A 12,294-nucleotide genomic window follows, 5' to 3' on the forward strand; every position below is an offset into this window, starting at 1 on the left:
AATATTCTTATCCTAAGAAACCACTTGTTCGAGGTAAAAACCTCCAAATAACAAGCTGTAAAAATACAATTAGAGAGGGTTAACATGGCTCAACATTTTGACTATATCTGCCTAGGCGCAGGTAGTGGCGGTATCGCTTCAGCAAACCGTGCCGCACAGCGCGGCGCCAAGGTATTAGTAATTGAAGCCAAGCATGTTGGCGGTACCTGTGTAAATGTGGGTTGTGTACCTAAAAAAGTCATGTGGTACGGTGCTCATGTCGCTGAAGCCATGAACCTATATGCAAAAGATTATGGTTTTGATGTTACGGTAAATAAGTTTGACTGGAATACCTTAGTTGATAATCGCGAAGCATATATTAGCCGTATTCACGATGCCTATGGGCGCGGCTTTGCTAACAATAAAGTCACCTTAGTAAATGGTTACGGTCGCTTCATTAACAGTAACACTATTGAAGTGAACGGCGAGCAATACACCGCTGACCATATTACTATTGCCACTGGCGGCGCGCCGACTATTCCTAACATTCCTGGTGCTGAATACGGTATTGACTCTGACGGTTTCTTTGCTTTACGTGAACAACCTAAACGCGTTGCTGTTGTTGGTGCTGGTTACATTGCGGTAGAAGTTGCCGGTGTATTACACGCCCTTGGCAGCGAAACCCATTTATTAGTGCGCAAACACGCCCCGCTACGTAATTTCGACCCTATTTTAATTGAAACCTTAGTTGAAGCAATGGCAACTGATGGCCCTAAACTTCACACTCATAGTATTCCAAAATCAGTGACTAAAAATACTGATGGCAGCTTAACGTTAGAGCTTGAAAACGGTGAGTCACTCACGATTGATTGCTTAATTTGGGCCATTGGTCGCAGCCCATCAACTGGCAACATTGGTCTAGAAAATACTGATGTCACCCTAAATCCTAAAGGTTACGTGGTTACCGATGCACAGCAGAATACCACCGCAAAAGGTATTTATTGTGTTGGTGACATCATGGAAGGCGGTGTTGAACTGACGCCAGTTGCAGTTAAAGCTGGGCGCTTATTATCAGAGCGTCTATTTAACGGCATGACAGATGCCAAAATGGATTACTCGGTTATTCCTACAGTGGTATTCAGCCACCCGCCAATTGGCACTATGGGCTTAACTGAACCAGAAGCTATTGAGCAATATGGTGAAGCCAACGTTAAGGTATACAGCTCAGGCTTTACCTCTATGTACACAGCGGTTACCGCCCATCGTCAAGCTTGTAAAATGAAGCTGATTTGCGCTGGCGACACGGAAGTGGTTGTGGGGATTCACGGTATCGGTTTTGGTATGGATGAAATCTTACAAGGTTTCGGCGTAGCCATGAAAATGGGCGCAACTAAAGCTGACTTTGACGCCGTGGTAGCGATTCATCCAACTGGTGCTGAAGAGTTTGTTACCATGAGATAAGTCATCGTTAAATAATGATTTAAAGCAAAGCGAGAAGTCATTTCTCGCTTTTTTATCGCTTTTTTTAACTACAAAATCAAAATCGCTTATTTTTGACAGCTTAATGTGCAGTATGCACTTTGGTTTTCAGCCAGCTTTTAAAATCTTTTTCTGTGGGGATACGTTTTGCTGAGTGACCTAGCAATTGCGTTAACGCATAACTAAATTGATGATATAACTTAGGATCGTCATGCTGCTTATGGCCATCATCGATATTAATTACTGCGCCGCGTAAGTAATTCATCACCAACTCAACCCGGTCAAAGCCTGCCACTTCACCTATTTCACGTATGGTATTTTCATTCCAGCGATAAGACTCAGCGGTCAATTTCTCATAACGTTGACGATAATAATCGCTGCAATTATTCAGTAGAGTTTCATTGGGCAGAACCCGCTCAATGACAAAATGTTGCTCAGATAAAATACTAAACAAACGCTGGCAGTGATGGAAAATAAAACGTTGATAGGGATCGGGGTACATTGCTGTATCTGACTCAATTTGCGCTAACCACTGCTCGAACTGGGCACAGCCAACTGCCACTATCAAATCAGCCTCAGTGGTGAAGTGATTGTAGATTGTCCCTTTGGATATTTGACTTGCTTTCACCAAGTGAGAACGGCATAAATCAAAGATTTTATGTCCTTTTAAGCACCTTTGAGAAACCTCAACTAAATAGTCTCCCCGCTGATCCCAACTGCTCATCCTGACCTCGGTATACTTTATGTAAATTTATTGTTTCAACTTCACATTCAAACAATAACAAGCTTTAAGGAAACCCTATACTGAGTAATACTAATACCACTATGAACAATTGTAATAGCCAATGTTAAAAGTTGAATTGTTAGAAAGTTTTATTGCGGTTGCCGAGTGTGGCAATTTATCTAAAGCTGCAGAAAAAATTTGCCGCACCCAATCAGCTTTAAGCCTACAAATCAAAAAGCTTGAAGAAAGTGTCGGTCAAACTTTGCTACTTAGAGATAACAAAGGGGTGTCACTGACTGAATCCGGTGAAACCCTACTTAATTACGCCTATAAGATGATCCAACTCAATTCACAAATATTGGATGAACTTAAAGATAATTCCAACAAACAAACTATTCGCTTTGGCGTCCCAACTGATTACATTAAACGTTATTTAAATAGTTGTTTATTAGAATTTATTCGTGAATTTACCCGCATTGAATTAGTGATCGATACCGATGTTAGCGGCAACTTATATAAGCGGCTGCAACAGGGTGAATTTGATGTGATTGTGGCCACCCACTGGCAGGCTCCCGTTAATGGTGAGTTGTTATTTGAACGCCAATTTCATTGGGTCGCAGCTAAAAATGGCAATGCCCATTTGCACAGTACCATTCCAATGGCGCTGTATCCTGAAAACTGCCCAATTCGAGCGCAAGTTTTTGCTAATCATCAATTATCGATGCGACCAATCAATGTATTGCTGTCTTCACCCTCACCTAATGCGCTGTGCATGGCGGTGGAAAATGACTTAGCCATTGCCCCTATTGCTGAATTTCGCATTAACGATAAGATGCAAATATTGGATCCTATTGAGCATGGTTTGCCGCCATTGCCGGTATTTAATGAGTCGGTGTACGTTAATCCAGAAACTCAAAGCCCTGTCACGGAGCAATTAGTCAACTTGATCAAAGCCAATGTGGTATCACTGGCATCTGCAAAGGTTTAACCCTCTCTTAAAACGTCTTTTTAAACACCTGCTACCGAAATAAAAACATAAAAAAGGAGCGATAAACGCTCCTTTTGTTTGGGGATAACACTAAGCTGTAAGCTTATTCTTTATGCTTGCCGTACTCAAAGGTGTGACAATTACTGCACAGTGGCTTTTTCGCTTTATGCTCGCTGTGACACTCTTGGCAAGGTAGCTCTTTACCATAGTGCAGATTGTTATGCGGGTTTTGCCACTTATCTTCTTCACTGCGAGCAGTTTGTTCAGCTAAATCATCTACATTGTGGCACGCTAAACACGATTCATCAGATGGATATTGCTTCATGCCTTGGTCATGGCACGCTTTACAATCTTTACCGATAACGTCTTTATGGTAGTCACGTATTTCTACTGCTTGAGCTGATAAGCTGGCGAAACTAAGCATAGCCAGTGCAAGCATAATCTTTAATGTTTTCATCAATAATTCCTCTTGTTTACTTGCTATGTTAAGCATTCATCATGCTACGAGCGGCAGTCATACCCATCACCATACATTCAGGTATCGAACAACTTCCTAAACGGCTGACCCCATGGATCCCACCACACACTTCACCTGCAGCAAATAAACCTGTTATCGCTTGTCCTGTGAAACTGTCTTTCACTTCAGCTTTAGTAGTAATTTGCACTCCACCTTGGCAGTAATGCACTTTTGGCCATAAACGCACCACGGTAAATGGTGCTTCAATGTACTTACCAGCAGCCTTGGTCATGTTCTTACCAAACTGCTTATCCTCACCAGATTTAACATATTGATTATATTCTTTAATCTGCGCTTTGAGTGCTTTAAGTGGCACATTGAAATGGGTCGCTAATTCATCAACCGACTCAAACTTCCAACCGACGTTATACTTAATCACCTTCTTGGTATTTGGATGCTTTTTAGAATCCTTATAGCTGGTGATCAGCAATGGAGGATATGGATTACCTTGCTCGTCACGACAACTTAACTCAGCATCGGCGCGTGTTTTACGGTCCGCAATTTCATTCATGAAACGCTTACCGGTTAAGCGGTTTACCGCCATTGAATGTGGGAAATTATAAATTGAGTAGTTAGACACATAGCCAAAACCCCCTTCATCAGGAGATGCCCATGGGCCAGATTGAATATGAGCTAAATGAACTGGCACCGCGCCTAAGCGGAACATTTCGTACATGCCTTCACCTGTTGCGCCGGGTGCGTTGGTACAACCCACTTCAGCAGTAAGTGTTGGATCTTGCGCCATACGTAAATTAACATTTTGAGCAAAACCACCAGTGGCCATGATCACCCCACGTTTCGCTCTCACATTAATCACTTTGCCTGGTTGGTCTTCTTCAAAGTGATAGTTTTGACGCATTTTAACGCCTAATACTTCACCTTTTTCACCGACTAAGAAGCCTTCAAACTTCGAACGGTTGTGGGTGTTAACACCTAACTCGCGGCATTTTTTAAGTAATGGCTGAGTGATCCCCGCGCCGCAACTTACGGTTGTTTGATAAGTACGAGCTACTGAGTGACCACCAAGTTGTTGTAAATAAGGATGATATTCAGAACCTGCATCTAAGGTCATTTGCAGTGCTTCAACAGCATGCTCTGCTACATGACGTAACAAGGCTTCATCTGCAATACCACGACCTGCTTTCATTTGATCGGCCACCATGCGCTCAACTGAATCGTCAACGCCTTCTTGTTGCTGCATTGGCGTTCCCGGCGCAGCAAACAGACCGCCATTAATGGCGGAGTTACCACCAAAGTAGGACATCTTTTCAAAAATATGCACATCTTTGGCGCCAAGCTTTTTCGCTTCGATTGCTGCTGCTAATCCGGCAAAGCCCGAACCAATAATCACAATTTCAAATTCTTCATCCCACTTAACACCTGCAGCTTTTTCTGATACTGCCATCGCAGGAGCAACCATTGCCGCGCCAGCTGCTACGCCTAAACCCGTGATAAATTTACGGCGTCCCAATAAGTCTATTTTAGTCATCGGTCATCACCCTTTTGTTTTGATTGACACCGATATAATAGAACTGGAATCGATTCCAAAATGGGAACCAATGTTAAATTATGTCGAAAGTGGTTATTTTTATGTCACTAATCAATTGTAGGTAGAGTTTTCAGGAAAAATGTAATGAGTAAATCATTTTGGAATGAGTTCCAAAAAACATAACCTTTATTTCACAGCGTACTGAACTGGGCAGCTTGTAACTAAGCTGTTAATACTAATTGTTTTTAGGTAACATTGTCTTTGAGGACGACCTCAGCAATTGCGCACAAGCCACAATTGATACCATAAGGGGACGGCCCCATCTGATAAACACAGATAGGAGCCCAAGATGTTCAAACCTCATTTTATTCTCGCCATCATTACGCTATTAGTCAGTCTATTCAATCCAGCACAAGCTACTGAGCAACCATCATCCCATTATGGCATCCACGGTATGACGTTATTTGGCGGTGAAGATGGCCTGTTTGCCTCACACTTACCCATGTACCACCAACCCCACAACGTGCAGATGATCATGCAGTTTCACTTTGTCGACATTCAAGTTGATAACGCAGTAAAAAAACAGCTGCAACAGCAGGCAACCCAGCCGCAACAACTATGGACTATTGTGCCGCAGCCATTTGATTTGATGACGCTAAAACCCACCATCGATAATGCGTTACCTCAGTTAACCATTGACGTGGTTGAAGGCCACTTTGAACGTGGTGGTGTCAGTCAATTCTTCGAGCAAGCCATTATGATTGATAAAATCATGTTGTTTTCGACCTTAGATATGCAACAAGGCCAACCAAAATCCAGCATTACTGATTATCTTAATATTGCTGCAAGCCCCACTAGCCCCAACCAGTTTTTAATTAAACGCTTAGAAAGTAGGCCTGAAGCCGACCATTTATTGCGGGTAACCAGCCATGACTTATCTGATATATCTCAAATCACTGTAGCAACGAGCTCAATGCATCCATCTGTCACTGAGATTATTGCAGCGCTTAATGAGCAAACAAATCAGCCACAATTACAACAAGGTGATGTTATTGAAGTCTATCTTGAGACTGGCGAGTTACAGTAATGGCCGCATTATCACTAGCGGCGATCAAACACCACAGCGCTGAAGGCCCGGGGCGTATTCAAGATTGGTGTGACAGTCACGGCCATCAGCTAACCTGTTTTATGGCGCCTTTAGGCGCGCTGCCTAAACTAAGTAGCTTTGATGGTATTATCATTCTCGGTGGGCCTACGGATGTGGCAGACAACCCGGCGTGGATGCAGGCCGAGCTTGAATTAATAAAGGATGCTATCGACATTGATATGCCGATTTTAGCCATTTGCTTAGGGGCGCAACTATTAGCCACAGCCCTGGGAGCCAGCCTGTATAAATTAGAACAGCCCGAACTCGGCTGGCATGAGGTTAAGCTGTTATCAAACGGATTAGTCGCTGAAACACTAATGGTGCCTCAATGGCATTTTTATGGGTTTGATTTTAATCAGCAAGCCCAAGAAAACAAGCCTATGAAACAAGTCAGTATTGAAGCCAGTTCAGTACTATGTCACCAGCAAGCCTTTCGCCACCAGCGTCAATTAGGGCTGCAGTTTCATCCCGAGTGGCATGAGCTACAAATACACGCCTTAATTGAACACTTTAAAGATGATTGCCCATTCGGTACAGAAACTAAGCCGCTATTGCAGCAGCAATTAGCGCTGTGGTTTATGTCATTATTGGACTCAATGTTTAAGCCTAATGACCACTAAGATTTTGTCGCTAGATTCTGCATTAACGATACTAGCACTGGCTAATAGTAATGTTGGGTATTAGTGGCTTATCTTTTTTCTTTTCCTGTTTGTGTTTATACATTCGTTGATCCGCTAGTGATAAGCACTCTGATTGATTTGCTGTTTCAAAGCTTGTGGCAATACCAAAACTTAAACCTATATTCTTCCACCTAGTTCGCTGTAATTCCTGCTCTGTTTTGAGCAGTGCTACTGACAATTGCGAAATCACTGAAGCTGTTTGTTGAAGATTTGTAATTTCAGCCACCAAAATAAACTCATCACCTCCAGATCTGAAAATAGTTCCCAAACCTTGAAGTTTTTGTTGAATAAGATTGACTGTGGAAATTAATAATTTATCGCCTTCATCATGGCCAAATGTATCGTTAATCTCTTTAAAACCATCAAGATCAATAAATGTTAGACAATAGCCCCCAGTTAGCTTGGCGAGCTTTTCATTTTGAGCATAGCGATTGCCTATTTTTGTTAATGGGTCTATCCGAGAAATAGTATAACTGCGATGATAGTCCTTCTGTTTTATTTGCAACCATTCAGTCAATGATAACAAAATACAAATACAATCAATTGTTAATGCAACTTGCACAATCAATTCTGTAGAGATATTCCAATCAAGTTTTAGGGCATGAGATAAAACATAAGCAAACAGAGACAAGCCATATAACAGGTTACCTATTAAATAATATTTGGCTTTAAAATCCAAAGTGGTGAGCATAAAGATGCCTGTCCCGATACTTATTGGGATCCATACAGCTGCAATAATATGGGATATTAAGAAGCTGTTATTAAAGGATAGAAAAGGCATCAATAAGCCAAGAGTAACGCTGACTATTGATAATAAATTAAATAGCTTTGCGAATTTACTATGCTCCTGAGGGCAATTAAACAGTAGCTTAGTAAATTGACTTGCAGAAGCGATAGCAAACGGAAATATCATGATGCCAATATAAACAGGGTTAAAAGCGCTGACACTAAACAGCTGCCCGAAACTTCCAGAGGCAACAAGCCAACCTAAACCATGAAAACCAACATATCCGGCGCAGGCTAAGGTCACTAAATATCGGGTTCTGAAATAGATAAAACATGCAATTAAAGCGAGTGTAATCATCACCGAGAAAGCCATAGTATTAATGCTATTGGTAATAAATTGTTTGTTATAGAAAGCCGCTTTACTATAAATATTAACGTCTACCGGTGTGGCGAATTTTTTGGCTTGTATAAAAATCCACAGTACACCACGCTCTTGTTGACTCAACATCAGTGAGAAGGTTTGTGAATGAGCTAATTTAGGGTTTGTACCAGTTATTTGCCCAAAGCTTGCTAAAGCAACAACTTCACCTTGCTCTGACTGCCAATATGCAGTCCCTATGTCTAAGTAATTTGTATATAAATTCACAAACCGAGTGTGCTGAATATCACGACTATTGGCTAGTGGTATCCTTGCCACAAAAGCCCCGTTTCCTCCCAAGGTAGAAGTCACTTGCTTGGCATCGGCATATAAGAGCACTAGATCGGTAAATCGAGGATCTGAAATCAGGGGCGAAGTTTTATACCAGAGATTTTCCTCAACAATTTCAATTTTATCGCGTTCATCTAACGTAACATAAGGGCTAGCACTTACCGTACCAACGGCAAGTGAGATAAGAAAACAAACAAAAAGTGCGGTAATTCTTGCTATATTATTGATAAAATTTAGTCCTTTAAATTTATTTTTATTCCGCATAACATACGTGTTATTAAATTTAATTGTAGCTGCTAATTATATATTTCGTAGCGGAAACCTTTTACTTTGTTAAGCTCTAATAATGGTTTTATTCCTAATCAGTTAACTCTACGCTCTATGCCACCATGAAACGTTAGCCAGCTCAAAAATTAACAGTTAAATAAAACGCTCACAAACCAGACTATTACAACAAGCTCATCCCAAACAAAATTTGCGGTAGATCTTCACTTTCTATTATCTATTATCTATTACGCTAAGCTAACTACCAACAAAATACTGAATTATAATGGAATAATATAAAAAGCTAGTTTAGATGAGTACGGCTCAGTTGCCAGTTGATTACTCTTCATAACAATAATAAAAGTAAGGACACATAGAACATGTACCAGAATAAACAAGCTATCGCATTAGGAACTCTAGTATTTATGACCTTCACAGGGGTCATCATATTGATCTTAGCCTTGTGGGCTTGGCCAAAATACAACGTCTACAAAATGGAACTCAATGGACAGGCAGCGTTAAAAGAAGCCCAATGGTCAAAACAGATCCTTATTGAAGAATCCAAAGCCAGAGAACAAGCAGCTTTAATGCAAGCTAAAGCGAGAGTCACACTTGCCGAAGCAGAAGGTAAGGCGCTAATTGTTCGAGCAAAATCTGAGGGCGCAGCTGATATCGAACTTGCCAAGGCTGCAGCAGAAGCCAACAAGATCATTGGTGAATCATTAAAAGATAATGAAGCTTACTTACGTTATATCTGGATAAAAGGCTTACAAGACGGCAGTGGCGAGCGGATTTATATCCCTACCGAAGCGGGAATGCCAATTTTAGAAGCTGGCAAAGCTGGAAGCTAAATAATTTGCTGTAATTTCAGTGTTCAATATACTCAAGAGAAAACAAAAAAGAGGATTATTAATCCTCTTTTTTAGGTTTAGATGCTAGCCCAAGTCTGAGCTAGTACAGTTAATTAGCCTTCGGCGCTAAAGCCTCTGAATTTTTACTACCATTTGCTGTTACTGGAGGCATATTACTTTGCTTAATTGCGCTGCGAGTTGCATCAGTTAAGAAGTTTTCACCACTCACTAAGTCATTTAACGTGCCAGATTTTGAGTCTACCAACCCAAGCTCTTGCAGCATTGAGTCTACCAGTGGTGCATTGGCACGATAATTAAGCGCTGCCGAGGTAATTTGCTCCGCCATACCTGACGTTCCTGTTGCTACGCTAGCATCGTTACCAGGCCCAGCACCATGGTAGCCTTGAAGAATCTTAATACCATCTATATTTTCTAAAGGTTTAACGGCATTAGCCACGATTTCAGGCAGCACTTTTAATATCGCGAGGGCTTTTTGCAGCTCAATTTGCTCATCTTTCAAGGTGTTTTCAGCTTCATACAAAGCTTGTTTACCAGCAGCTTCTACAGCAAACACTTTTTCATCTGCTTCTGCTCGCAGTTTCTTTGAATCTGAATCTGCTCTTGCTTCAGTTAATATCGCAATGGCTCTATCTTCAGCAGCTTGTTTCTCTGCCGCAGCTTGAACTGTCACCCCGACAGCTTCTCGCTCAGCTTCTTTCTTAGCGTCAATCACTTCAATTTCTTTACGACGGTTTGCTTCAGCAACCTGTCTTGCAGTAATAACCGCTTCTTCTTTTTCCACTTTGTCTTTTTCAGCACCTGCAGCTTTGGTTCTTGCTGCTGACTCTTCTTCTGACTTCACTGCGACAGCAATTTGCTTATCTTGTTCAGACACTTCAATGTCGCGCTGTTGTTGAATTTGCGCCTGAGCAAGAGCCCTTTTCTTATCAATTTGACGAGTTTCAATGTCTTTTGATTTCTCAATTTCAGCGGCTTCAATGGCTTGTTCTTTTGCAATTTCAGCTTCACGCTCTTCACGCTCATTACTCTCACGGGTTTTGGCAATTTCAGCTTTTTGATCCGCACGTTTAAAAGCAATTATTTGCTCTTGGTTTAGGCGTGCTTCCTCTTCTTCTTTTTTTATTTCTAGAGATTGGCGCTCAGCTTCTAAGTTTCTGCGCTGGATTTTTACGCGGTTTTCTTGTTCAATATCATTGGTTTCTTTACGTTTTTCTTCAATAATTTTAGCCAGTCTTGCGCGGCCTTCAGCATCAAAGGCATTATTTTCATTAAAGAATTGCAGGTCAGTTTGGTCAAATCCTGTTAGTGATACTGACTCCAGTTCTAAACCATTTTTCTCTAGATCATTAGCAACACTTTGTTGTACTTTTTGCACAAAGTCAGTTCGTTGTTCATGCATTTCGGTCATGGTCATTTCAGCAGCAACGGCGCGTAGTACATCAACGAATTTGGACTCCATTAGCTTCTTAAGCTCTTCCACACGCATGGTTCTTGTACCCAGCGTTTGCGCTGCCATAGAAATGCCTTCTTGGCTTGGGGCCACACGCAAATAAAAATCTGCTTTAACGTCCACTCGCATTCTGTCTTTGGTGATCAACGCATCTTTTTGGGTTTTCTCGACTTCAATACGTAAGGTATTCATATTGACTGGAATGGTTTCATGCAACACAGGTAGGCAAATAGTACCGCCGTCTTTTACGACTTTTTCGCCACCAAAACCGGTACGTACAAAGGCAATTTCTTTTGAGGCGCGAATGTATAATTTAGCGAAGATTAATCCGATGGTGATAAAAGCAAGGACTGCTATACCGGCCATGATTAAGATAAACATGGTATTTGAACTTGAAGATATTTCTAGGGCGTCCATTTCTATTCCTTTAATAATTACAAATGATGGTTCTATCCGTGATTTAATTTTTGAAGCTTATTGATATTTCAGTGTTGAAACTTATTGCTTAAAACGGCTCAAGCCTAGCGACTAGCCAAATACTGCCAGACTTACGTAGCAATACGACCTGTTCATTTTGACTAAAGCTTTCTTCTGCGAATTCTGGCGCCACCATCACATAATGTTTCTGAGAATGTTGATCTACCAGTACCGCTTCTGCAGGACTATTTAGTTTGGCGGTGCCGACTGTAATTTTGGCTGACAGACCACTAAAACTGTCTGTAGATACCGCTAGTGACTCATTTTTAGGGAGAATTCTTGTCAAAGGTCGCCCAAGTATTGAGGTACTAAAAAGACTCGCGATCAGCACTATAGGCGTACTGATTATTGGGGAGGTTAAGTGGCCAGCATAAACGTAGCTCAAGAAATTTAAACTGTAGCCTAGGAGCGTAAAGCTGGTTAACAACAGCACTAACCAAATAAGTAATGGCAACTTATTAAGGCAAAGCCAACCCAGTAACGGCGTTAACCCTGTTTGAGCAACATCAATGCCTGCATCAAAATCTAAATCGATTGGGGATATGTGATCTAACAGGCTGGAAATACTGAAACCAATGACTAAGCCAACTCCCTCTAAAACAGCTAGGGTCAGCACTAAAGTCAATGCTATCGCATAGGGTGTATTGGCATTGATTAATAAAAATTCGAGCATAACTGTATTCCTTTACAGCAAACACCAAGCATCTAAATAGCGAATAGATGGTGTTAAATGAGGGTTTAAAGTCGTTTTGCATTAAAACGCTATTAACTCTCCAAAATTCAAGATTAACAA

The 12,294-nt window shown here is 41.3% G+C and carries 11 protein-coding genes; 5 read left to right on the forward strand and 6 right to left on the reverse strand.

The window, feature by feature from the left end; all coding sequences use genetic code 11:
- Window positions 1-84: 84 nt before the first annotated feature.
- Window positions 85-1,440: a glutathione-disulfide reductase gene (gene gorA / locus Q4533_RS13045; RefSeq protein ID WP_102439373.1), complete on the forward strand. Its 1,356-nt coding sequence runs from the start codon at window positions 85-87 to the stop codon at window positions 1,438-1,440.
- Window positions 1,441-1,540: 100 nt separating this feature from the next.
- Here gorA and Q4533_RS13050 read toward each other — a convergent pair whose 3' ends face one another.
- Window positions 1,541-2,182: a TetR/AcrR family transcriptional regulator gene (locus tag Q4533_RS13050; RefSeq protein WP_102439372.1), complete on the reverse strand. Its 642-nt coding sequence runs from the start codon at window positions 2,180-2,182 to the stop codon at window positions 1,541-1,543.
- Window positions 2,183-2,303: 121 nt separating this feature from the next.
- Between Q4533_RS13050 and Q4533_RS13055 the strand changes: the two genes are divergently transcribed.
- Window positions 2,304-3,170 carry a LysR family transcriptional regulator gene (locus Q4533_RS13055; RefSeq protein ID WP_102439371.1) on the forward strand — a complete coding sequence of 289 codons (867 nt, stop codon included), beginning with the start codon at window positions 2,304-2,306 and terminating at the stop codon, window positions 3,168-3,170.
- Between the two features lie 103 nt (window positions 3,171-3,273).
- On the opposite strand, the gene Q4533_RS13060 is transcribed toward Q4533_RS13055, so the two are convergent.
- Window positions 3,274-3,627, reverse strand: a complete 354-nt coding sequence (locus Q4533_RS13060) for a cytochrome c3 family protein (RefSeq protein ID WP_102530965.1) — start codon at window positions 3,625-3,627, stop codon at window positions 3,274-3,276.
- Between the two features lie 28 nt (window positions 3,628-3,655).
- Window positions 3,656-5,176 carry a flavocytochrome c gene (locus Q4533_RS13065; RefSeq protein ID WP_102439370.1) on the reverse strand — a complete coding sequence of 507 codons (1,521 nt, stop codon included), beginning with the start codon at window positions 5,174-5,176 and terminating at the stop codon, window positions 3,656-3,658.
- A 349-nt stretch (window positions 5,177-5,525) separates the two neighbouring features.
- Between Q4533_RS13065 and Q4533_RS13070 the strand changes: the two genes are divergently transcribed.
- Both Q4533_RS13070 and Q4533_RS13075 read left to right on the forward strand, forming a co-directional pair.
- Window positions 5,526-6,263: a hypothetical protein gene (locus Q4533_RS13070; RefSeq protein ID WP_303502880.1), complete on the forward strand. Its 738-nt coding sequence runs from the start codon at window positions 5,526-5,528 to the stop codon at window positions 6,261-6,263.
- Window positions 6,263-6,943 carry a type 1 glutamine amidotransferase gene (locus Q4533_RS13075; protein ID WP_303502881.1) on the forward strand — a complete coding sequence of 227 codons (681 nt, stop codon included), beginning with the start codon at window positions 6,263-6,265 and terminating at the stop codon, window positions 6,941-6,943. Before Q4533_RS13070 ends, Q4533_RS13075 begins: the two co-directional genes overlap by 1 nt.
- Window positions 6,944-6,974: 31 nt before the next feature.
- On the opposite strand, the gene Q4533_RS13080 is transcribed toward Q4533_RS13075, so the two are convergent.
- Window positions 6,975-8,702, reverse strand: coding sequence for a diguanylate cyclase (locus Q4533_RS13080; RefSeq protein WP_303445855.1), 1,728 nt, complete (start codon window positions 8,700-8,702; stop codon window positions 6,975-6,977).
- A 380-nt stretch (window positions 8,703-9,082) separates the two neighbouring features.
- Between Q4533_RS13080 and Q4533_RS13085 the strand changes: the two genes are divergently transcribed.
- Window positions 9,083-9,553, forward strand: a complete 471-nt coding sequence (locus tag Q4533_RS13085) for a hypothetical protein (RefSeq protein WP_102475976.1) — start codon at window positions 9,083-9,085, stop codon at window positions 9,551-9,553.
- A gap of 109 nt (window positions 9,554-9,662) precedes the next feature.
- Here the strand turns inward: Q4533_RS13085 and Q4533_RS13090 are convergent, their stop codons facing one another.
- Together Q4533_RS13090 and Q4533_RS13095 are read right to left on the reverse strand one after the other, a co-directional pair.
- Complete coding sequence (locus tag Q4533_RS13090) at window positions 9,663-11,441, reverse strand: flotillin family protein (RefSeq protein WP_303411418.1); 1,779 nt, start codon at window positions 11,439-11,441, stop codon at window positions 9,663-9,665.
- Between the two features lie 88 nt (window positions 11,442-11,529).
- The gene (locus Q4533_RS13095; protein WP_303502882.1) at window positions 11,530-12,174 is read right to left on the reverse strand and encodes an OB-fold-containig protein; all 645 of its coding nucleotides are present in this window, start codon (window positions 12,172-12,174) and stop codon (window positions 11,530-11,532) included.
- Window positions 12,175-12,294: the final 120 nt, after the last annotated feature.

Source organism: Shewanella sp. 6_MG-2023 (assembly GCF_030547195.1).
Taxonomy (GTDB): domain Bacteria; phylum Pseudomonadota; class Gammaproteobacteria; order Enterobacterales; family Shewanellaceae; genus Shewanella.